At 72.7% G+C, this 21564-nt stretch carries 18 protein-coding genes; 8 read left to right on the forward strand and 10 right to left on the reverse strand.

What is annotated here, in order from left to right; translation table 11 throughout:
- The first annotated feature begins 303 nt into the window (after window positions 1-303).
- Window positions 304-2331: a glycosyltransferase family 39 protein gene (locus M2157_RS12390; protein WP_280865269.1), complete on the forward strand. Its 2028-nt coding sequence runs from the start codon at window positions 304-306 to the stop codon at window positions 2329-2331.
- Between the two features lie 71 nt (window positions 2332-2402).
- On the opposite strand, the gene M2157_RS12395 is transcribed toward M2157_RS12390, so the two are convergent.
- The 3 genes from M2157_RS12395 to M2157_RS12405 are packed head-to-tail and all read right to left on the reverse strand — an operon-like array spanning window position 2403 to window position 5195.
- Window positions 2403-3125 carry an FAD:protein FMN transferase gene (locus M2157_RS12395; protein WP_280861879.1) on the reverse strand — a complete coding sequence of 241 codons (723 nt, stop codon included), beginning with the start codon at window positions 3123-3125 and terminating at the stop codon, window positions 2403-2405.
- An 8-nt stretch (window positions 3126-3133) separates the two neighbouring features.
- Window positions 3134-3844, reverse strand: a complete 711-nt coding sequence (locus M2157_RS12400; RefSeq protein WP_280861880.1) for an FMN-binding protein — start codon at window positions 3842-3844, stop codon at window positions 3134-3136.
- A 10-nt stretch (window positions 3845-3854) separates the two neighbouring features.
- On the reverse strand, window positions 3855-5195 hold the full coding sequence (locus tag M2157_RS12405) for a ferredoxin reductase family protein (RefSeq protein ID WP_280865270.1): 1341 nt from the start codon (window positions 5193-5195) through the stop codon (window positions 3855-3857).
- A 153-nt stretch (window positions 5196-5348) separates the two neighbouring features.
- On the opposite strand from M2157_RS12405, the gene M2157_RS12410 reads away from it, so the two are divergent.
- The 3 genes from M2157_RS12410 to M2157_RS12420 all read left to right on the forward strand — a co-directional run bounded on the left by M2157_RS12410 (window position 5349) and on the right by M2157_RS12420 (window position 8564).
- A complete protein-coding gene (locus tag M2157_RS12410; protein ID WP_167362981.1) occupies window positions 5349-6038 on the forward strand; it encodes a response regulator transcription factor in 690 nt (229 codons plus the stop codon).
- On the forward strand, window positions 6035-7492 hold the full coding sequence (locus M2157_RS12415) for a HAMP domain-containing sensor histidine kinase (protein ID WP_280865271.1): 1458 nt from the start codon (window positions 6035-6037) through the stop codon (window positions 7490-7492). The genes M2157_RS12410 and M2157_RS12415 overlap by 4 nt, the downstream gene beginning before the upstream one ends.
- Before the next feature lie 70 nt (window positions 7493-7562).
- Entirely contained in the window at window positions 7563-8564 is a 1002-nt protein-coding gene (locus M2157_RS12420; RefSeq protein WP_280865272.1) for an NAD-dependent epimerase/dehydratase family protein, read from the forward strand.
- Between the two features lie 78 nt (window positions 8565-8642).
- Here M2157_RS12420 and M2157_RS12425 read toward each other — a convergent pair whose 3' ends face one another.
- Together M2157_RS12425 and M2157_RS12430 are read right to left on the reverse strand one after the other, a co-directional pair.
- The gene (locus M2157_RS12425) at window positions 8643-9755 is read right to left on the reverse strand and encodes a HAMP domain-containing sensor histidine kinase (RefSeq protein WP_280865275.1); all 1113 of its coding nucleotides are present in this window, start codon (window positions 9753-9755) and stop codon (window positions 8643-8645) included.
- Window positions 9756-9758: 3 nt separating this feature from the next.
- Window positions 9759-10472, reverse strand: a complete 714-nt coding sequence (locus tag M2157_RS12430) for a response regulator transcription factor (RefSeq protein ID WP_280865277.1) — start codon at window positions 10470-10472, stop codon at window positions 9759-9761.
- A gap of 103 nt (window positions 10473-10575) precedes the next feature.
- Here M2157_RS12430 and M2157_RS12435 point away from each other — a divergent pair, with 103 nt between their 5' ends.
- The 3 genes from M2157_RS12435 to M2157_RS12445 all read left to right on the forward strand — a co-directional run bounded on the left by M2157_RS12435 (window position 10576) and on the right by M2157_RS12445 (window position 13054).
- On the forward strand, window positions 10576-11286 hold the full coding sequence (locus M2157_RS12435) for a glycosyltransferase family 2 protein (protein WP_280861886.1): 711 nt from the start codon (window positions 10576-10578) through the stop codon (window positions 11284-11286).
- On the forward strand, window positions 11283-11891 hold the full coding sequence (locus M2157_RS12440) for a DUF2064 domain-containing protein (protein ID WP_266509410.1): 609 nt from the start codon (window positions 11283-11285) through the stop codon (window positions 11889-11891). Before M2157_RS12435 ends, M2157_RS12440 begins: the two co-directional genes overlap by 4 nt.
- Window positions 11892-12268: 377 nt before the next feature.
- Complete coding sequence (locus M2157_RS12445) at window positions 12269-13054, forward strand: methyltransferase domain-containing protein (protein WP_280863749.1); 786 nt, start codon at window positions 12269-12271, stop codon at window positions 13052-13054.
- Window positions 13055-13346: 292 nt separating this feature from the next.
- Here M2157_RS12445 and M2157_RS12450 read toward each other — a convergent pair whose 3' ends face one another.
- Window positions 13347-14573 (reverse strand): molybdopterin-dependent oxidoreductase, encoded by a 1227-nt coding sequence (locus tag M2157_RS12450; protein WP_280865278.1) that lies wholly within the window; start codon window positions 14571-14573, stop codon window positions 13347-13349.
- A 114-nt stretch (window positions 14574-14687) separates the two neighbouring features.
- Between M2157_RS12450 and M2157_RS12455 the strand changes: the two genes are divergently transcribed.
- The gene (locus M2157_RS12455; protein WP_280861888.1) at window positions 14688-16013 is read left to right on the forward strand and encodes a hypothetical protein; all 1326 of its coding nucleotides are present in this window, start codon (window positions 14688-14690) and stop codon (window positions 16011-16013) included.
- Window positions 16014-16017: 4 nt separating this feature from the next.
- Here the strand turns inward: M2157_RS12455 and M2157_RS12460 are convergent, their stop codons facing one another.
- The 4 genes from M2157_RS12460 to M2157_RS12475 form a co-directional block, all read right to left on the reverse strand.
- A complete protein-coding gene (locus tag M2157_RS12460; protein WP_280861889.1) occupies window positions 16018-18849 on the reverse strand; it encodes a SpoIIE family protein phosphatase in 2832 nt (943 codons plus the stop codon).
- 129 nt (window positions 18850-18978) lie between these two features.
- Window positions 18979-20115: an NlpC/P60 family protein gene (locus M2157_RS12465; protein ID WP_280861890.1), complete on the reverse strand. Its 1137-nt coding sequence runs from the start codon at window positions 20113-20115 to the stop codon at window positions 18979-18981.
- Between the two features lie 108 nt (window positions 20116-20223).
- Window positions 20224-20775, reverse strand: coding sequence for an RNA polymerase sigma factor (locus M2157_RS12470; RefSeq protein ID WP_280861891.1), 552 nt, complete (start codon window positions 20773-20775; stop codon window positions 20224-20226).
- Between the two features lie 86 nt (window positions 20776-20861).
- Window positions 20862-21527, reverse strand: coding sequence for a M15 family metallopeptidase (locus tag M2157_RS12475; RefSeq protein WP_280861892.1), 666 nt, complete (start codon window positions 21525-21527; stop codon window positions 20862-20864).
- Window positions 21528-21564: the final 37 nt, after the last annotated feature.

The following is a 21564-nucleotide window of genomic DNA, read 5'->3' on the forward strand; positions in this document are numbered from 1 at the left end:
CACTCGGACCTCGGCAGCGTCACCGAACATCTTCCGTGCAACCGTGTCCCACCGCAACGGTCCTTCGGGATTCCGGGCGGTTTCCGCAAGAGTGAAACGTTGTCCACCAGGCGTACATCGGTTAGCAAATTTGCGCCAACACTGAATTGAGTGCGTTTCAGACGAGCGGGTGGCGCCCCACCCGCTGTGCATGACCTGTGAGTTCCCTGATTCTCATCCTGCGTTCAGCGAAGCCACAGGGATCACCCAGCCCCGGGCCCGACGGTCATGGCAACCACCGCTCGGAGACCTGGAGTACGTGCCATGACGACCCTCGCCCCACCGCCCGCGCCGACCACCCAGGACGGCAGGCACCGGGCCGCGCCGCCCGCCGCGAGCAGCCGGCTGCGCGGACTGTTCACCGGTCCCGCGGAGGATCCGCGCTGGGCCCGCCCCGCTCTCTGGGCGATCCTCGTGCTGGCCACGGCCCTGTACGCCTGGAACATGTCGTCCATCAGCGGCAACACCTTCTACAACGCGGCCGTCTACTCCGGCACCAAGAGCTGGAAGGCGTTCTTCTTCGGCGCCCTGGACTCGGGCAGCTTCATCACGGTCGACAAACCGCCGTTCGCGCTGTGGGTGATGGGCCTCTCGGCGCGTGTCCTCGGGTACGGCACCTGGCAGTTGATGCTGCCGATGGTCGCGCTCGGCACCGGCTCGGTGGCCTTGCTGTACCGCATGGTCAAGCGGGACTTCGGCGCCGTCGCGGCCACGATCGCGGCGCTCGCGCTCACTCTCACGCCGATCACCGTCGCCATCACCCGGGACACCAACCCCGATCCGGTCCTGGTCTTCCTGATGCTGCTGGGTGCGGCCGCGCTGATGAAGGCCGTGCGCACCGGGCGACTGATGCCGCTGGTGTGGTCGGGGGTCGCGATCGGCTTCGCCTTCAACACCAAGATGATGCAGGCGTACGTCGTCCTGCCTGCCTTCTTCCTGGTCTACCTGTGGGCGGCCAAGGGCTCGCTCGGCCGCCGTATCCGCAACCTCGCCGTCGGCACCGTCGCGCTGGTCGTCTCCAGCGCCTGGTGGATGGTGGTCGTCGACCTCGTTCCGGCGTCCTCCCGGCCGTACATCGGCGGCTCCACCGACAACACGGTGTGGGACCTGGTCATCGGCTACAACGGCTTCGGCCGGATCTTCGGGGCGAGTTCCTCGGTGGGCTCGCAGGGCAACGGCGCCAGTTTCGGCGGTGAGGCGGGGCTGTACCGGCTGTTCAACAGCATCATGGGCGGCCAGATCTCCTGGCTGATCCCCTTCGCGGTCGTCGCCCTGATCGGCGGTCTGGTGCTGCGCGGCCGGGCCCCTCGTACGGACGCGAAGCGGGCGGCGCTGCTGCTGTGGGGCGGCTGGTTCGTCCTGCACTACCTGACCTTCGCGCTCGCCGAGGGCACCTTCCACCCGTACTACGTCACCGCCATGGCGCCGGGTGTCGCCGCCCTGGCCGGTATCGGCGCAGTGACGCTCTACAAGGCCTTCCGTGAGGGCTCGGCGGCGAAGTGGGCGTGGGTGCTGCCGGCGGCGATCACGGGCAGCACGGTCTGGGCGGTCGTCCTGCTCCAGCGGGTCTCCGGCTCCGGGACGCTGTACACGGTCGCCGAGGTCGTGGCCGGGGTCGCGGGTGCGGTCGCCGTGATCGGGCTGCTGCTCGGCCGGTTCACCGGGCGGCAGCGGCTGACGGGCATCGCGGCCCTCGCGGCGGTCGTCGCCCTGCTCGCCGGTCCCGCCGCGTACGCGGCGTCGGCGGCCGGCTCCAGCACCAACGGCACCAACCCGACGGCCGGTCCGAGCACCGGCGGCATGGGCGGTGGCGGCATGGGCGGGGGTCAGCGGCCCAGTGGGAGCGGCGGCCCGGGCGGCGGCACCGGCACGAGCAACAGCGGCAGCACACCGAGCGGCACCAGCAGTTCGCGCAGCCCCGGCTCCAGCAGCCAGTCCGCGTCCGGCCGGACCGCCGGAGGCATGGGCGACACCCAGGTCTCCTCCGCGATGATCTCGTACCTGAAGAAGAACCAGGACGGCGCCACCTGGCTGGTCGCCGTCGCCACCGACCAGACCGCCTCCTCGATCATCCTGGAGTCCGGTGAGCCGGTGATCTCCATGGGCGGCTGGTCCGGCTCCGACAACGCCATGACCCTCGCCAAACTGAAGAGCCTCGTGAAGTCCGGCAAGCTGCACTACATCGTCATCAGCAGCAGCGGCCAGGGCTCCTCGAACTCCGAGATCTCCACCTGGGTCAAGAAGAACGGCACGGCGGTCTCCGCCTACAGCGGTTTGTACCGCCTCGGCTGACCAGCATGGAGACACGCAGAGGGCGGGCCGCCGGTGAACAAACCGGCGGCCCGCCCTCGTGACGTGTCCGGTCAGGGCACGGCCGGAAAGCCCGGCGTACGCAGCACCCGGCGCTCCGCGTCCACCGAGAAGACCTCGCAGCCCTCCAGGGAGGCGGCCCAGTCGACGCCCTCGGGGCCCATGGCGAAGGCCGCCGTGGCGACCGAGTCGGCCTCCGTGAGGGTCGGGGCCACGACGGTGAGGCTGAGCAGGCCCGTCGCCGCACCTCCGGTCCGGCCGTCGATGATGTGGTCGCCCCGCTCATAACGCGCGGACGTCGCGACCGCCCCGCTGTCGAGCGAGAGGACCGTGCACAGTTTGTCGGCGTGTTCGGGGTGCCGTACGCCCACCCGCCAGGGGCCGCCGGCGGTGACCACGTCACCGCCGGCGTTGAGGACGAACCGCGTCGCGCCGGCCGCTGTCAGCAACTCCGCCGCCCGCTGCACCGACCAGCCCTTGACCACCGCGCAGGGGTCGAGACGGCGACCGGGCAGCCGTACGTCGAAGGCGCCGCCGGTGGCCTTCCGGTAGTGCTCGCACAGGTCGAGGATCTCGTGCAGGTCCGCGCTCAGCTCGTCCGCGGACAGCTCGCCGCGGTCGTACCGCGACACCTCGCTGTCCTCCTTGAACGGGCTGAACCGGGCGTCGGCCTCGCGCAGCCAGGCGAAGACCGCGTCCGCCGCCGACTCGGGGACGTCCTCGTCGTCGACCCGCAGCGAGACCGGGAACCCCATGACGTGTTCGACGCGGTGCATCGGAATGATCAGCCCTTCGCGTCGATCGCGGCCTGGAGGGACTCCTTGTAGGCGTCACTGGTGATGGTCGCACCGGACACCGTGTCGATGTCCGCGCTCTGCGCCTCCAGCGTCTCCGCGACCAGCACCGGCACGGCGGCCGTCGTCTGCGGGTGGTTCGGCTGCTGAAGCATCTTCACCGCGGTGATCTTCGTACCGGAGAAGGTCACCTGGACCTGTACGGGTCCCTTCTCCGTGCTGAGGGCCGAACCGTCGACGGTCCGGGAAGACGCCTCGGAAGCGGATGCCGAGGGCGAGGCCGACGCCGCCTTGGCGTTGTCGTCGATCGCGGCCTGGAGGGACTCCTTGTAGGCGTCACTGGTGATGGTCGCACCGGACACCGTGTCGATGTCCGCGCTCTGCGCCTCCAGCGTCTCCGCGACCAGCTTCGGCACGGCGGCCGTCGTCTGCGGGTGGTTCGGCTGCTGAAGCATCTTGACGGCCGTGATCTTCGTACCGGAGAAGGTCACCTGGAGCTGCACAGGGCCCTTCTCCGTGTCGACCGTCGTGGTCGTGACCACGTTCGTACCGGACGACCCGGAGGACGAGGACGACGAGGAGGACGTCGAGGGCGCCGGAGTGGTGGCCTGGACGGTGGAGGACTCGGCCGACGGCTGGTAGAGCCACACGGGGACCAGGCCCGCGATGCTCAGGACGACGACAGGTATGGCTCGTTTCACGGTCTGTTCCTCATCCCGCCAGGCTGAAGCGCTCGAAGTGGATCTGCGGTTTGGGCACGTCCAGCTCGCGCAGGCTGCCCAGGACCGCCTTCATCATCGGGGGCGGTCCGCACAGGAAGACGTCCCGCTCGGCGATGTCGGGCACGAGACGCGCCAGCTCGCCCGCCGCCAGCTTGTCGGGCACGGGCGGGCCGGTGACCAGGTGGAGTTCGGCGCCCTTGGCGATCGCGAGCTCGCGCAGCTCGTCGTAGAGGACGGCGTCCCGGTCGGAGCCGACCCGGTAGATGACGACGGCGTGGCCGTGCACCTCCTCCAGGAGGGCCCGGATCGGGGTGACGCCGACGCCGCCGGCGATGAGGACGGACTCGGGCCGCGTGCGGTGCAGGGCGGTGAAGGCGCCGTAGGGGCCCTCGGCGAAGACGCGGGTGCCGACCTTGACGTGCCTGAGGGCGGCGCTGCCCTCGCCGGCCGCTTTGGCGGTCAGGCGCAGTGTCCTGCCGTCGGGGGCGGCGGAGAGGGAGAAGGGGTTGGCCTGCCACCAGCGGTCGGCGGTCAGGAAGCGCCACAGGAAGAACTGTCCGGCGCGGGCGGGCAGTTGGTCGAGGTCCTTGCCGCTGATGTAGATCGAGACGACGCTGTCGTTCTCGGGCACGACGGCCGTGACCCGGAACTGGTGACGCCAGTTCCGCCACAGCGGGAGCACCGCGCGGCCCAGGACGACCGAGCCGAGGGCCACGCCCCAGACGCCGTACCAGTACCCGGTGGCGACGGAGGAGGACGTGAAGGTGGTGCCGACGGCGACCTGGTGGGTGAAGGCCAGCACCACGGCGACGTACGTGTACAGGTGGATGAAGTGCCAGGTCTCGTAGGCGAGACGGCGCCGGGCGTACCGGGCGGAGACCGCGCCGACCACGATGATCAGGCAGAACGCGACGACCGCGCGCAGGACGCCCTCGGTGGTCTCGGCGAGGTCGACGATCTCGCCGATCGGGCCCACGTCGGTGCCCTCGGCGTAGCCGAAGCTGATGAAGACGACGTGGGCGAGGAGCGTCCACAGGATGCCGAAGCCGGTCCAGCGGTGCCAGGAGGTCAGCCGGTCCATGCCGATGCGGCGGTCGAGCCAGGGCAGCCGGGCCACCAGGACCAGCTGGAAGGCCATGATGAGCGCGGCGTACAGGCCGGTGAGGCGGCCGAGCACGATGAGCGCGTTGGAGGCGAAGCCGGCCTGGGCGAAGAACCAGGCGACCACGGCCGCGTTGGCCGCCAGCACGGCGTAGAGCCCGGTGCGGGCCACCACCCTGGGGCGTTGTATCGCCGTGGGGGGCGCAGGGGGCGATTGGACGGTCGTCACGGGTCGTAGCTCCTTGATCGGGGCCTCTGGATAACCGAGCTTCTCCGGCGGGAGCTGTCGATTCACTGTCGTACAACTTTCAAGAGCTTATCGATGTGGCCGGGGCGCCCACCCGGCGATGGCTTTCCGGCCGCTGTGCAGCACTATGAGCAGGTGGAAAAAGTACGACTCCTCGTCGTGGACGACGACCCGCCGATCGCCGATCTCGTGGCGACGGTCGCCCGCTACGAGGGCTGGGAGGCGGTCACCGCCAACTCCGGTGAGGAGGCGCTGAGCCGCGCCGCGGAGTTCCGTCCCGACATCGTGGTGCTCGACCTCATGCTGCCCGACATCGACGGCTTCGGCGTGCTGGAGCGGCTGCGGCGCTCGGGCACGATGGTGCCCGTGGTGTTCCTCACGGCGCGGGACGCGGTCGCCGACCGGGTGGCCGGGCTGACCCGGGGCGGGGACGACTACCTGGTCAAGCCGTTCGCGGTGGAGGAGCTGATGGCCCGGCTGCGGACCGTACTGCGGCGCAGCTCCGGGCCCGGCTTCCAGCGCTCGGTGCTCGCGGTCGCGGATCTCACGATGGACGAGGACACCCGCGAGGTGCGCCGCGGCGACAAGCTGCTCACCCTTACGCCGACCGAGTACGAGGTCCTCAGGTATCTGATGCGCAAGTCGCCGACCGTGCTGACCAAGGCGCAGATCCTCGACCATGTGTGGGAGTACGGCTTCGGCGGCCGCTCCAACGTCGTGGAGCTGGTCGTCAGCCGGCTGCGCCGCAAGCTGGACGACACGGGCGAGCCCCTGATCCACACCGTGCGGGGCTTCGGGTACGTCATCCGGCAGGCGGCCGAATGAGATCCTTTTTCGGCCGGCTGCGTTCGGCGTACCGGAGGATGCGGCTCGGTACCCGTCTCGCGCTGGGACTCGGGGCGCTGGCCCTGGTGGTGTTCGCGGTGGTGGGCACCGCGCTGACCACGTACATGCGGGACTATCTGTCGGCCCAGCTCAACGAGCAGCTGTCGCTCGCCCAGGTCGCCCAGTCGAAGAGCATCGCCGAGTCCGGCACGCTCGCGGGCAAGAAGTACTGGAGCTGGTACTACGCGGTGTACGACGTCAAGGACGGCACCCCTCGGCTGCGCAAGCCCGAGGACCCCTCAGACCTGCCGGAGGACGTCGACGAGCTCACCGCCGTCGCGCAGGCGCAGACCGTCGCGCACACCGAGGTTCTGGCCACCGAGCACCTGAGGGGCCAGGGCGAGTACCGGCTGCGCGCCTGCGAGGTCGAGCCCGGTGTGGTCCTGGTGAGCGCGGCTCCCATGGACGACATCGAGGCCACGGTACGGCGGCTGATCACGGTCCAGGTGGTCGCCTTCGGGCTCGCGCTGCTGGCTCTCGTGGTGGTCGGCCGCAAGCTGCTGCGCCGGGGCCTGAAGCCGCTGAGCGACATGGCGCACACCGCGCACGGCATCGCCCTGCACGATCTGACGGAGTCGGCGGCCCGTCTGCCGCTGCGTGCCGACAAGCGGGGCGGCGGTCCGGAGGTCGAGGAGCTGCGGACGGCATTCAACACCATGCTGGAGCACATCGACGACTCGCTCGCGGTCCGCGCGGAGGCCGAGCAGCGGCTGCGCCGGTTCGTCGCGGACGCCTCGCACGAGCTGCGCACCCCTTTGATGTCCGTACGGGGCTACGCGGACCTCTTCCAGTACGCCGCCGCGAACGCCCCCGAGGAGCGCGACAAGCACCTGGCCCGGCTGCGCGCCGAGGCCGCCCGCATGGGTTTCCTCCTGGACGACCTGCTGCTGCTCGCCCGTCTGGACGCGGCGGAGGTGGAGACCCCGCTCAGGCCCGTCGTGGCGGACCTGGTGGAGCTGGTGGAGCTCGCGGCCGACGCCTTCCGCGCGAGCCACCCGGACCATCCGCTGACGGTGACACCGGGTCCCCAGGCCCTGAAGCTGCGGCTCGATCCGCAGCGCGTCCGCCAGGTCCTCGACAACCTCCTCACCAACGCGGCCATGCACACTCCGCCGGGCACGGCCGTCTCCGTCGGGGTCCGCGTCCGGGACGGCCGGGCGCAGGTGCGGATCGCGGACGCGGGTCCCGGCATTCCGGCCGCCGACCAGGAGCGGGTCTTCGACCGCTTCTACCGCGTCGACAAGGCCCGCAGCCGGGACCGGGGCGGCAGCGGTCTGGGCCTCGCGGTGGCGAGGTCCCTGGTCCGGGCGCACGGCGGCACGATCGAGCTGGCCGCCGAGCCCGGCTCGACGGTGTTCACGGTGTCGCTCCCGCTGAGCCTCACGCGGCCGTGAGTCTTACGAAGCCGTGACGTGACGGGCGCGGTCCGGCCGTCCGGGCAGCTCACGGCCCTAGCGTGAGGGCATGCGCGTACTGGTCACCGGCGGTGCCGGTTTCATCGGGTCCCAGATCGTCGAGGCGCTCGTGGCACACGGCCACGAGCCCGTCCTGTACGACGTCCGCGCCGACCCGGCGTCCGACGTACGGGACCCCGACGCCGTCCGCCGCGCCCTGACCGGGGTGGACGCGGTGTGCCATCAGGCGGCGATGGTCGGCCTGGGCGTGGACTTCGCCGACGCCCCGGAGTACGTCTCCCACAACGACCTGGGCACGGCGGTCCTGCTCGCCGCGATGGCCGGGGCGGGGGTACGGCGGCTCGTGCTGGCCGGGTCGATGGTGGTGTACGGCGAGGGCCGGTACACCTGCGCCCGGCACGGGACCGTACGGCCGGGTCCGCGAGCCGTCGCCGACCTGGACGCGGGGCGCTTCGAGCCGCCGTGCCCGGTGTGCGGCGCGGCCCTCTCCCCCGGCCTGGTCGGCGAGGACGCCCCGGTCGATCCCCGGAACGTGTACGCGACGACCAAGCTCACCCAGGAGCACCTGGCGGCGTCCTGGGCGCGGGCCACGGGCGGGTCGGCGGTGGCACTGCGCTACCACAACGTCTACGGACCGGGCATGCCCCGCGACACCCCGTACGCCGGCGTCGCCTCCTTCTTCCGCTCCGCGCTCGCCCGCGGCGAGGCCCCACGTGTCTACGAGGACGGCTGTCAGCGCCGGGACTTCGTGCACGTACGGGACGTGGCCGCGGCCAACGTGGCAGCGCTGGAGGCCAGTTCGAGGAGCAGCGCGCTGACCTCGTACAACACCGGGAGCGGCGAGCCGCACACGGTGGGCGAGATGGCCCGCGCGCTGGCCGGGGCGCACGGCGGGCCCGAGCCCGTGGTCACCGGGGAGTACCGCCTCGGGGACGTACGGCACATCACGGCGGACTCGGCGCGGCTGCGGGCGGAGCTGGGGTGGAAGGCGGAGGTCGGATTCGCCGAGGGAATGCGGGAGTTCGCGGGCGCCGGGATGCGGGGCGCGTAGCCCGCGGTGGACCGGTGGTGCCGCCCGCGAAAGAAAGCGGCCGCGGGTGGCACCACCTCTTTTTCAAGAGGCCGCCTTTCAGGAGACGGCCGACGGCAGCACCACCTCGAAGCGACAGCCGCCCGGCACATTGCGTACGGTGGCCCGGCCCGCGTGGGCCTCCACGATGCCCCGGACGATGGCGAGGCCAAGTCCCGCCCCGGCGGGCGGTGTCCGGGCGTGCGTGCCGCGCCAGCCGGTGTCGAAGACGCGGGGCAGGTCCTCCTCGGGGATGCCGCCGCAGCTGTCCGTGACGGACAGGACGACCCCCTCGGCGCGGTGCTCGGCGGCCACCGCGACCGTCCCGTCGGCGGGCGTGCGGCGGATGGCGTTGACGAGGAGGTTGCCCAGCACGCGGCTCATCTCCTTGCTGTCCACCTCGACCGGCACGGCCGCCACCCGGTCGCCGACCAGCCGTACGCCGTATTCGCGCGCCAGGGGGTCGGCGCCCGCGAGGGCGTCCGAGACGAGGTCGTACAGGGAGATCCGGCTCGGGCTCAGCGCGAGCGTCCCCGCGTGGATGCGGGAGAGTTCGAAGAGGTCGCCGACCATGCCGTTGAGGCGTTCGACCTCGGTGCGGATCTGCCTCAGGTAGCGGGCGGGGTCGGCGGCGACACCGTCCTCCAGGGCCTCGGACATCGCGCGCAGGCCGGCCAGCGGGGTGCGCAGGTCGTGGGAGATCCAGGCGACGAGTTCACGCCGGGAGGACTCCAGGGCACGTTCCCGCTCCCGGGACTCGGCGAGCTTCGCGCTGGTGGCCTCCAGCTCCCGGCTGAGTTCGGTGAGTTCGGCGGTCGTGGGGCCGCCGGGTGAGGTGAAGTCACCGCCGTCGCCGAAGGAGCGGGTTGCGAGCGCGAGGGCCCGGCTGCGGGCGGCGACCCAGCGGCCCAGCAGCAGCGCGGTGGCCAGGGAGACCACGGCGGCCATCAGGACGACGGTCGTGACGACGCTCAGGTCGTGCCCGGACAGGAACATGGCCTGGGCGACCGCGAGGGTGCCGGCCAGCATCGCGGTGATGCCGACGGCGGCGACCACGGTGAGGTGCAGGGAGAGCGAGCGCCGCCGGATCAGCAGCAGCACGCACGCGCCGAGCACTCCGGCCGTGACGGCGCCGAGGAAGGCGTAGAGAGCGATGAGGAGCATGTCTTGCACGGGTCACACCTCCGCCGGTGAGCCGTCGAAGCGGTAGCCGACGCCCCACACGGTCTGGATCAGGCGGGGCCTGGCCGGGTCGTCCTCGACCTTGCCCCTGAGCCGGCGCACATGGACCGTGACGGTCGACAGGTCGCCGAAGTCCCAGCCCCACACCTCGCGCATCAGGTCCTCGCGGCTGAAGACCCGGCCGGGGTGGAGCAGGAAGAAGGCGAGGAGGTCGAACTCCCGGATGGTGAGGGCGAGTTCGGTGCCGTCCTTGAGGGCGCGGCGGGCCGCCGGGTCCATCGAGAGTCCGGCGGCGCCCAGGTGGCCGGACGGCTGGGTGGGCCGGGAGCGGCGCAGCACGGACTCCACCCGCAGGACCAGTTCGCGGGGGCTGAACGGCTTGGTGACGTAGTCGTCGGCGCCGACCTCCAGGCCCAGGATCCGGTCGTCCTCGTCGCCGCGCGCGGTGAGCATGATGACCGGGACGGGTCCGCGCCCCCGCATCCGGCGGCACACCTCCAGGCCGTCCATGCCGGGCAGCATCAGGTCGAGGACCACGAGGTCCGGGCGGTTGGCGGCGGCGCGGGCGAGGGCTTCGGGGCCGTCGGCGGCCCGGTCCACCAGGTATCCGGCCCGGTCGAGGTAGCCGGCGACCACCTCGGCGACGGTGGGGTCGTCGTCGACGACGAGGACCCGGGGCCGGGTCTGTGCGTACTGCTGCTGCTCCATGTCGCAAGCCTCGCACCGCGCGTGCGCAGGTGCGGCCGACGGGCGCCGACGTCCTTGTTTCGTAAGGAGCCGAAGTCGGGTTCGTCCGTTTTGCGCTCGTAGGGTGAACGTCGTGACGACCCCTTCCGCAAACGAACCGGCGGCGTCCGTGGACGTCGTGCTGCCCTGTCTCGACGAGGCCCGGGCCCTGCCGTGGGTGCTGGAACGCATCCCGCCCGGCTGGCGCGCGCTCGTCGTCGACAACGGCTCCTCGGACGGCTCGGCCCGCATCGCCCAGGCCCTCGGCGCGACCGTCGTCCGCGAGGAGCGGCGCGGTTTCGGCGCCGCCTGCCATGCGGGGCTGACCGCGGCCACGGCCGACATCGTGTGCTTCTGCGACTGCGACGCCTCGCTTGACCCTTCTGACCTGGTGCCGTTCGTGGCCGAGGTGCTGGCCGGCGAGGCGGATCTCGTGCTCGGCCGGCGGCGCCCGCAGGCCCGTGGTGCCTGGCCGCCGCACGCCCGGGCGGGCAACCTCGCGCTCGCCCGGCTGCTGCGCCGCCGCACCGGTCTGCGCCTGCACGACCTGGGCCCGCTGCGCGCCGCCCGGCGCGAGCCGCTGCTCGCCCTCGGCCTCACGGACCGGCGCAGCGGCTATCCCCTGCAGATGGTGGTGCGGGCGGCCGACGCGGGCTGGCGGATCGCCGAGCACGACGTCCCGTACCGGCCGCGCACCGGCGCCTCCAAGGTGACGGGCACCTGGCGGGGCACGTGGCAGGCGGTGCGGGACATGAGCCAGGTCCTCTCCGAGTCCGGGACGGGGGTGCGGGCGTGACCACGCTGCTCGTCATCGCCAAGGAGCCGCGGCCGGGGCGGGTCAAGACCCGGCTCACCCCGCCGTTCACCCCGGAGGAGGCGGCCGCGCTGGCCGAGGCGTCCCTCGCGGACACCCTCGACGTGGTCGCCCGCACTCCGGCCCGCCGCCGGGTCCTGGTCCTGGAGGGCGCGCCGGGCCCCTGGCTGCCGCCGGGTTTCGATGTCGTACGGCAGTGCGCGGGCGGCCTCGACGAACGGCTGGCCGCGGCCTTCGCGGGCTGCGACGGCCCGGCCCTCCTCATCGGGATGGACACGCCCCAGGTGACCCCGGAACTGCTCACGGTGGACTTCGCCGACTGCGACGCGTACTTCGGGCCGGCCGAGGACGGCGGCTTCTGGGCACTGGGTCTGGCACAACCGGATCCGTCCCGGCTGCGCGGGGTGCCGATGTCGACACCACGGACCGGAGCGGCCCAGCGGGCCCGGCTGACCGGCCTGCGGGTAAGGCAGCTGCCGCCGCTGCGGGACGTGGACACGGCGTACGACGCGGAGCTGGTGGCGAAGGCGGCACCGGGCGGACGGTTCGCGGCGGAGCTGGAACGACTTGCGGGGGCGGGGCGATGAGGGGACCGGGGACGGACGTCGCGGCACGGATCGCGGAGGCGGGGCGCCTGCGGGCGGACGGCGAGAGCTGCGCCGGCCCGGAGGCGCACGGCGAGGCCGACAGCCCGCGGCGGGGCGGGGTCGGACGGCCGCGAGACGCGGCCAGGGCACCACGGGAACCGACCCTGACGACCGCGCTTGATACCCGGCCGCCCGACACGGGCCCGGAAGTTCGAGCGGACAGCACCGGGCAGCGAGGAGAGCCGCTCACGGCCGCCGCGACCGACACACGCCCCGGAACCCGACCGCCCGGCCCCGGCACGACCGCCCAAGCCGACAGCCCACGACCACAGACGGACAGCACCGGACAGCGACGAAAGCCGCTCACGGCCACCGCGATCCACACACGACCCGGGGCCTGGCCGCACGCCACGGATGCCCCCTCCCACGACGGCACCTGGTCCGCCGACCCCTATGCCCAGGCCCTCCGCACCGGTCAGGGGCCGCTGTTCCTGCGGCGCTCCGACGGGTGGCTGCTCCTGCTCGAGTTGGAGCGGTGGTGCGCGGCCGCGGATGCCGCGGATCTGGAGGTGTTGCGGCGCTGCGAGGGCGCGGTGCTGGATGTCGGCTGTGGTCCCGGGCGGCTCGTCGCCGCGCTCGGTGCCCGCGGCCGGCGGGTGCTCGGCATCGACGTGAGCGAGGCGGCCGTCGCACGGACCGTCGCGCTCGGCGGGCAAGCCCTTCGGCGGTCCGTCTTCGAGACCGTGCCGGGCGAGGGCCGCTGGGGCACCGCGCTGCTGATCGACGGCAACGTCGGCATCGGCGGCGACCCACCGGCCCTGCTCGACCGGATGTCCCAACTCCTCGCCCCCGGCGGCCTGTTGATCGCGGAGACGGTCACCGACCCGGACATCGACGAGCGGGTCCAGGTGCGGGTCACCGATGCCCGGGGAGCCACCGGCAACCCGTTCCCGTGGGCCCGGCTCGGCAGCCCGGCCCTGCTGCGGCACGCGGCCCGCAGCGACTGGGCGCCCGTGGATCAGTGGGCGGCGGGCGGCCGTTCCTTCGTGTCCCTGCGCCGCCGTACGACGAAGACCACCGCCGAGCCACCGAACAGCACGGCGGTCACCAGCAGCCAGCGGGCCAGGAAGCCGTCCGGGGACAGGCCGGTCGCGGAGGCGTAGCGGTCCGCGACCTGCCCGCTGATCAGCGGGAACCAGACGAGCAGGAGCAGGAGAGAGAGGGCGGCGGGGACCCGGACGTACAGCACGTGCCGCCCCGCCGTCTTCACGAGCGCCCGGTCCGCCGCCGCGTACAGCGGCAGCAGCAGCACGTCGTGCACCACGGCCGCCCCCACGAACCACAGCGCGACCCCGAACCAGTCCCCCGCGAGCAGCTGCACCCCCGCATACCCCGCGAGGGCGAACGAGCAGACGAGCAGGAGGAGTTGGAGTGGGTTGCCGAGAGGGATCCGCATCACAGGTCTCCGAACGTCAGCCGGGCCACCCACTTGGTGTTGAGCACACCGGGCGCCGCGGGCACGATGATCCGGGCCGGGTGGCCGTGGTCGGGGGTCAGGTCCTCTCCGTTGACGGACAGGGCCAGCAGGGACCGCGGATCGGCGACCTGGTTGGCGCGCAGGGCGGCCCGCCGGAAGGCACCGTGCCGTTGCAGTGACTCCACGAAGACGTCCGGCGGATCGTCCTCGTACCCGACGAGCGCCGCGAGGTCCCGCAGCCGCACCCCGCGCCACCACTGGTCGGAGGTGGACCAGCCCTCCACACAGGCGATGGGCAACGCCGAGCTGTGCAAAGGGAGTTGGAGGAGTTCCGCGCGGCCGAGACGGACGGTACGTCCCGCACGTCCCACGACGACGAGCCGCCAGGCCTCCTCGCTCGTCTCACGCGGATCGATCCCGGCGTACGCGGCGGTCTTGTTGATCTGGAAGCCGCCCGGTCCGGAGGCCGGTTCGGCGCCCCCGTGCGGGGCGAGCAGGGCGGTTCTGCGGAGCACGCCGTCGAAGTTCTGCCCGGCCGTGGTGACGAACAGCAGCAGTGAGCCGCTCCCGACGAACCAGAGGGCGCCGCGCCGGGACACGGTCGGCCGGGCGGGGTCCGGCGACACCAACTCGGTCTTCTCCTCACGGAGTCGGCGCAGATTCCGCCAGGCGAGCGGCATCTTCAGGACGGCATGGGCGACGAACGCGGCGAAGAACACCCACGCCCCGTAGAAGTGCAGGGGATAGAAGGAGCCCGGGAAGACGTAGTCCAACTGGACGTTGAGCACTCCGGTCACGAACTCGAACAGGGCACCGCCGACCAGCAGCAGCAGCGAGATCCGTTCCAGGGCGTGCGCGAGCGACCGCGCGGGCGGCAGCGTGAACAGCTTCGGTACGACCGACCACAGCTTGGCCAGCAGGACGGGGATCAGGGTGACGCCGAGGGTGACGTGGACGCCCTGGTTCAGCCGGTACAGCCAGTGCGGGTCGGTCGGCCAGGAGAAGAGGTAGAAGCCGAGGAGGCCCTTGTCCGGGGTCTTGTCGTTCACCGGCGAGAGGTCCGGGTTGTAGGCGGCGTACGACAGCAGCCCGGTGACGAACAGCAGCGTGATCCCGCCGAGGAGCACGACGCCGAGGACCGAGGTGAGCCAGGGGCCGCGCAGCGGACTGCGCCAGAAGGAGGGTGCGAAGGGAGACCGTGCCATGCCCCGACGGTAGGCCCGCGCCACCCCGTGAACGCGTCCGCGAACCATGACGAAACTCTGACGTCCTCGCATGTCAGCCGTCCGGGGGAGGGCCTGCGGCCTAGCGTCGTCCGCGTGAACCGGGACCTTCGTCGTGACCTGTACGCGGCCCTGTGCGCCGCTCTCCTCGTGCTGACCGCCGTACTGGTCGGCACGGCGATCCAGCACCGGAACGGCTCGCTGCGGGTCGGCTGGCCGCCCCTGCTGGCGAGCTGGGACCCGCATGTCGGCCCCGGCACCCCGGCCGCGGTCGTCGTCGCGGCCGCCGTGGTGGCGTACGGCCCCTCGCTGGCGGCCCGCCTCCCCTGGCGGTCGCTGCTGCTCGCCGTCTGGGGCGCGAGCATGGCCTGGACCTGGTCCCTGGCCCTCGTGGACGGCTGGCACCGGGGCGTCGCCGAGCAGCTGACCACCAGGAACGAGTACCTCCCGGCCGTCGGCCGCTTCCACGACATCCCGGCGGCCCTGCGGGACTTCACCCGGCACATCCTGATCGACTCGCCGGACAACTGGGGCGCCCATGTCGCCGGGCATCCCCCGGGCGCCACCCTCACCTTCGTCCTGCTCGACCGGATCGGGCTGGGCGGCGGGGGCTGGGCGGGGACCTGGTGCATCACCGTCGGCACGACCGCGGCGGTCGCGGTCCTGGTCGCCGTACGGACCCTCGCCGCCGAGTCGCTCGCCCGCCGCGCCGCGCCCTTCCTGGTCCTGGCGCCGGCCGCGGTCTGGGTGGGCACGTCGGCCGACGGGTACTTCGCGGCGGTGGCCGCGTGGGCGGTGGCGCTGCTCGCCCTTGCGGTGCGGGGGGTCCGGTCGGCTCTGAACGGCTTCTGCTCGGGCTTGCTGTTCGGGCTGACCGTCTATCTGTCGTACGGCCTGACACTGATGGCCGTCGTCGCGGGGGCGGTGGTGTGGATGGGGTCCTCCCGCCGGCGGCCCCTGTTGTTCGCCCTGGCCGGCTTCGTGGTCGTGCCGGCCGTCTTCACCGCGCTGGGGTTCGAGTGGTGGGAGGGGTACCGGATCCTCGTCACCCGCTACTACCAGGGGGCGGGCGGGGTTCGGCCGTACGGGTACTGGGTGTGGGCGAACCTGGCGTGCACGGTGCTGATCGTGGGGCCGGCGACGGTGGCGGGGGTGCGGCGGGCCGTGGTTGGGCTGCGGCCGCATGGGGGCTGGTCGCGCAGCTCCCCGCGCCCCTTGGCGGTGTTGGTGCTCGCCGCCGTGCTGGCCCTGCTCATCGCCGATCTCTCCGGGATGAGCAAGGCGGAGACCGAGCGGATCTGGTTGCCGTTCGCCGTGTGGCTGTTGCCGGCGTGTGCGTTTCTGACGGGGGCGCGGGGGTGGCTGGTCGGGCAGGCCGTGCTCGCGCTGCTCCTGAACCATCTCCTGCTCACGGGGTGGTGAGCCCTCACGGCAGCGGCAGTTCGGTCCAGATGATCTTTCCGTCGGGGGTGTAGCGGGTCCCCCAGCGCTCGGTGAGCTGGGCGACGAGGAAGAGGCCGCGGCCGCCCTCGTCCTCGGTGCGGGCGCGGCGCAGCCGGGGCGAGGTGCCGCTGCCGTCGGAGACCTCGCAGATCAGGGCGCGGTCGCGGAGCAGCCGTAGCTGGACCGGGCCCGTGGCGTGACGGATGGCGTTGGTGACCAGTTCGCTGGCGACGAGTTCGACGGTGAACGACAGCTCGTCCAGGCCCCAGGCGGCGAGCTGTTCGGTGACCGCGGCGCGGGAGCGGGAGACGACCGCCGGGTCGCTCGGCAGCTCCCACTGGGCGACCCGCTCGGGGCCGAGGGCGCGGGTGCGGGCGACGAGGAGGGCCACGTCGTCGCTGGGGCGGGCCGGGAGCAGCGTGTCCAGCACGGCCTCGCAGGTCTCCTCCGGTGACCGGTCGGCACAGGCCAGGACGGTACGCAGCCGCTCCAGCCCGGCGTCGATGTCCTGGTGCCGGTCCTCGATCAACCCGTCGGTGTAGAGCACCAGTTGGCTGCCCTCGGCGAGTTCCAGCTCCACCGTCTCGAAGGGCATGCCGCCGAGCCCGAGGGGCTGTCCCGAGGGCAGGTCGACGAACTCGACGGTGCCGTCGGGGCGGACGATCGCGGGCAGGGGGTGTCCGGCGCGGGTGAGGGCGCAGCGCCGGGACACCGGGTCGTAGACGGCGTACAGGCAGGTGGCACCGACGATGCCGGAGTCCGCCTGGCTGCTGTCCACCGCCCAGCCCTCGCCGCGGTCCAGGCGGCCCACCAGGTCGTCGAGGTGGGTGAGGAGTTCGTCGGGCGGCAGGTCCAGGGAGCAGAAGTTGTGCACGGCGGTGCGCAGCCGGCCCATGGTGGCGGCGGCGTGCAGGCCGTGGCCGACGACGTCGCCGACGATCAGCGCCACCCGCGCCCCGGACAGCGGGATGACATCGAACCAGTCGCCGCCGACACCCGCCTGCGCGGGCAGATAGCGGTACGCGACCTCGACGGCGCTCTGCTCGGGGCGGCCCTTCGGCAGCAGGCTCCGCTGGAGGGCGAGCGCGGTGTTGTGCTCGCGGGTGTAGCGGCGTGCGTTGTCGATGCAGATCGCCGCGCGTCCGGCCAGCTCCTGGGCGAGGGACAGGTCGTCCTCCTCGAAGGGGGCGGGGTGCCCCGAGCGGTAGAAGCTGACCACGCCGAGCGTCGTGCCGCGCGCCCGCAGCGGCACGGTGATCAGGGAATGGATGCCGGCGGTGAGCACCCGGGCGAGCCGCGCCGGGTCCTGGGCCAGCCAGCCGCCCGCCTCCGCGAGCACCGGTTCGAGCACCGCCCGCCCGGTCTCCAGGCTGCGGAACTGCGGGGTGGAGGGCACGTAACCGACCTGGTCGCCGACGCCGTACAGGTCGGGCTCCTCGCGCACGCTGCCCACGGCGACCCGGCGCAGCGGGGTCGCCGCGCCGAGCGGTCCCGGCTCCTCGCCGTGCAGCACCGGGTCCGGGAGATCCACGGACGCGAAGTCGGCGAACCACGGTACGGCCACCTCCGCGAGCTCCTCCGCGGTCCGTGCGACGTCCAGCGTGGTGCCGATCCTGATCCCGGCCTCGTGCAGCAGTTCCAGGCGCCTGCGCGCGAGTACGGCGAGCCGGCCCACGCCGGGGTCGCCGAGGAGGAGCAGGCGGTCGTCGGTCACGGGCTGGGGGGCGGAGGGCTGCGGGGGCGGGAGGAGAAGCATGGGAGTGGGCGGAGACGTGGGCGGACCGGGCAGGCCGGCGGCGGCCGCCTTCTTCTTCGACGGCGGCGGCGGGGCGATCTTGGACACCGGCACCACCCCGGCCACGGTCCCCGGTCCCGCGAGCCCGACCGGCCCCACATCCGCCCCGCCGAGAATCCGCGCCTCGACCACGACTCCCGTCTCCCCCGCCGCTCCCCGCACCTGGCGGCGCAGCAGCATGGCGCTGCGGCCGCCCGACAGCATCACTTCGTCGAGGGTCCGGTGCGGCGCGGCGATGAGCTCCTCGGCCTTCTCCCGCAGTACGGCCAGATCGATCCGCCCGAGGCGAGCGCCCGCCCCCTCGCCGTACCGCCCCGGCCGCGCGCCCGCGGGCTGCTGCGGCCACCCGTCGGCGTCCCGTCCGGCGCGCCGGTACGCGGCGAGCAGCGCCCGCTCCCGCTGCGTGGCCTGTTCCAGCAGCCGCGCCTCGATGTCACGGGCGGCCTCGCGGACCAGCCGCAGCATGAGGGGGTCGCCGTCGTCCCGCAGACAGGTGAGATCGAGTACGGCCTCGATGTGCCCGCTGAGCGGGTTGCGCACCGGCGTGCCCGCACAGGCGAAGGGCTGGAGGCAGTCCGCGAAGTGCTCACGCCCGACGACATAGACGGGTCCGCGCTCGGCCAGCGCGGTGCCGACGCCGTTGGTGCCGACGACCTGCTCGGAGGCGTCGAAGCCCGGGGCGAACTGCACGCCGTCCAGTCGCTCCCGCAACAGCCGGTCGCCGCCGAGCCGCTGGACCATCCGGCCCTGGCTGTCGCAGAGCGCGATGGTCATGCCGACCTCGGACAGCGAGCCGGTGAGCCGTTGCAGCACCGGCTCGGCGGCCCGCAGGAAGGTGTCGTCCAGGGCCAGACCGGGTGCGTACGGCACCAGCAGCCGGTCCGGCTCGAGACCGACGGACCTGCACCGCTTCCAGGAGTCGAGCACCGCGCTCCGGACATCCGCGTCCACCCGGGCACCGGTCAGGAATCGTTCGTGGGCATCGACCAGCCCGCCGATGTCGTCCCAGGTGACGGACAACGGAATCACTTCCCTCACCCGGAGGCGGCCCGGTCGCTCGCCGCCACTCGGCTCGCCCCCCCGGCGCCCTCCAAGCCCCTACACCGTAGACCCCTTGTGACGCGCATCACAACACCGCGAGTGAACGGGTCAGCAGGTGGCCACGCCGTCCAGCCAGGCCGGGCCCTTGATGTAGATGTTGGTCATCCACGAGCCGTCGGTCAGCTTCGACCAGGCGTCGTTGGTGTAGCCCTCGGCCGTCACCTCCTGGGCGTGCTTCTGGCAGACCACGTTGACCGTGGTCGGCTGCGCGAAGTAGTCGACGACGCCGGCGTTGACGTTCGGCTCGCTGTGGGTGCGCACCCCGGTGCCCCAGGTCTGGAAGGCCTTGCTGCCACCGGACGGCGGCGAGGTGCTGCTGCCGCCGCAGTCCGGGATCCCGGGCAGCCAGGCCGGGCCCTTGATGTAGATGTTGGTCACCCACGAGCCGTCGGCTAGCTTGGCCCAGGCGTCGTTGGTGTAGCCCTCGGCGGTCACGGTCTCCGCGTGCTGCTGGCACTGGACCGACACCTGGGTCGGTCCGGGGAAGGTGTCGACGACGGCGGAGCCCACGCTCGGCGTCCGGTGCGTGCGCACGCCGGTGCCCCAGGTCTCGAAGACCGTGCCGCCGTTCGCGGGCGGCGGGACGGGGGTGCCCGAACCGTTGATCCGGACCGCGCCCGCGTAGTCGCCGCCGGTGCGCACGGACGTGACCCTGATGTGGGTGCCCGACTCGTACGCCTCGACCATCTGGCCGCCGCCCAGGTACATGGCGACGTGGTGGATGTGCCCGTTGCCCCAGAACATCAGGTCGCCCGGCAGCAGCGGGGCGGTGCCCTGCCCGGCGGAGAACCGGGCGGAGGCCTGCGAGCTGTGGAACTGGTCGTCGGCCGTGCCGTTGAGCAGGTCCTTGCCGGTCGCCCGGTAGTAGGCGTACCGCATCAGGCCCGAGCAGTCGAAGCCCTTGCGCTCGCCGTCGTGGAGGCTGTCCGGGTCGGAGCCGTCGTAGAAGCCGTAGCTGGCGCCGGGCGTGGCGGCGTGGCCGCCGCCCCAGCTGTACCAGACGCCGATCTGCGAACAGGCCGCGTCGACGGCGGCCTGCGCGGTGGCCGAGGCGCCGGGCGCGAGGACACCGCAGGTGGCGTCCTGGGCGGCGTGGGCCGGGGCGGAGAAAAACGCGGTGAGCGCCAGCGCCGAGGCACCCACGAGCGCGCCGCTGGTCCGACGGCGCGTACTGATGGTCTTCAAGGGACTCTTCCTTCGTCGAGGTGGCGTCAGCGGGAGGCCGGTGACACCGGTGGGAGACGCGGAGACCCGGGTGGCGCACCCCACCCCCGTGGGGGTGCGCCACCCGGGCTAGCTGTGAAGAGCGGCACGCATCTTGGCGAGGCCGCGCAGTCGGTTGCGCTGGACCGTGCCGCGGTGGGCGCCGAGACGCTCCCCGGCCGTGTCGTGGGTGAGTCCCTCCAGGTCCACGAGGATCACCGCGGCGGCCTCCTTCTCGGAGAGCATGCCGAGCAGCGCGAGCGCCGTCGCGGAGGCCTCGTAGGAGGCGAGCCCGCCGTCCCAGCCGGCTTCCGGCAGCTGGTCCGTGGTGCGCTCGCGGCGGGAGGGGTGCTGCCAGGAGTCGCGCAGCAGGTTGAGGGCGACGGCGCAGGTGTAGGCGTACGGATGCTGCTGCCGCGTCAGGCTCTGGGAGCGGGCCCGCCGGGAGAGCCGCAGATAGGTCTCCTGGAGCAGGTCGTCGGCGTCGTGCGGATTGCCCGTCAGGGCCAGCAGCCGTCGTCGCAGACGTGGCATGTCGGCCGTGAAGGACGCGTCGAAGTCTCCCGGGGTCATCCGGTTGTCCGGGCTCGTCCGGTCGTCGGCCTCGCGCGGCGGTGGCGGACAGGTGGCGTGGCTGTGCATCTGTTTCCCCCTTGCGGTGATCCTCGCGGCGATCCCTTGCGGTGATCCCCTCGTGGTGTTCTTCGTGCGCTGTCCCGCTCCGGTGGTCAGGCCGGAGGGCGGGGCGGGTCGGCGGGGCCGTAGCGGGCGGCCGGCACGCGGCGCAGCAGGGCCCAGTACCGGTCGCCGTACGACCAGTGCCACCACTCGGTCGGGTAGTTGACGAACCCGGTCGCGGTGAGCACCCGGCGCAGCAGGGCCCGGTGCTCGCGGGCCTCGGCGCCGATGCCGGGCGCGTCGGTGCGGCAGGCGCCCGCGCTCTCCTCCGGGGTGGCGTTGACCTCCGTGCCGAGCGGCAGTTCCCGGCCCGTGTGGTCGCACAGGGTCAGATCGACCGCGCCGCCACTGACGTGCGGGGCGACCTCCGGCGGCGAGATGTACGCGCTCGCCAGCTCACGGATCCGCTCGGGAGACGCGTCCGGGTGGGCCTTCCGCATGGTCGCCGCATACTGCTCGAAGTACCGGCGCTGGAGGTCGGGCGGCCGGTACCCCTCCACCACCAGGAACCGGATCCCCACGGGCAGCAGCCGCTGCGCCCGCACGAGCCGCTGCAGCGCGCCGACCCGCAGATGGGCGTAGCTCCCCTCGTCGTCGGCCTGCCGGGCATCGAGCCGCAACCGGCCGTCCTCCCGCAGATCGACGAGCGGTTCCCCGCACTCGTCGTGCGTCACCGCGGCAACCCTGGGATCCGCGAGCGTGATGATGTCTGTCACGAGAAGAGCGTCGCGGGGCCTTCTGCAAATGCTCTGC

Origin of the sequence: Streptomyces sp. SAI-127, assembly GCF_029894425.1 — a bacterium.
In the GTDB taxonomy this organism is placed as follows: Bacteria; Actinomycetota; Actinomycetes; order Streptomycetales; family Streptomycetaceae; genus Streptomyces.

Excerpts from the sequence above, each read along its gene's own strand:
- M2157_RS12420 (WP_280865272.1), top strand. The coding sequence starts at position 7,563 with ATGCGCGTACTGGTCACCGGCGGTGCCGGTTTCATCGGGTCCCAGATC.
- M2157_RS12430 (WP_280865277.1), bottom strand. The coding sequence starts at position 10,472 with ATGGAGCAGCAGCAGTACGCACAGACCCGGCCCCGGGTCCTCGTCGTC.
- M2157_RS12390 (WP_280865269.1), top strand. The coding sequence starts at position 304 with ATGACGACCCTCGCCCCACCGCCCGCGCCGACCACCCAGGACGGCAGG.
- M2157_RS12470 (WP_280861891.1), bottom strand. The coding sequence starts at position 20,775 with ATGCACAGCCACGCCACCTGTCCGCCACCGCCGCGCGAGGCCGACGAC.
- M2157_RS12450 (WP_280865278.1), bottom strand. The coding sequence starts at position 14,573 with ATGGCACGGTCTCCCTTCGCACCCTCCTTCTGGCGCAGTCCGCTGCGC.
- M2157_RS12395 (WP_280861879.1), bottom strand. The coding sequence starts at position 3,125 with ATGCACCGCGTCGAACACGTCATGGGGTTCCCGGTCTCGCTGCGGGTC.
- M2157_RS12415 (WP_280865271.1), top strand. The coding sequence starts at position 6,035 with ATGAGATCCTTTTTCGGCCGGCTGCGTTCGGCGTACCGGAGGATGCGG.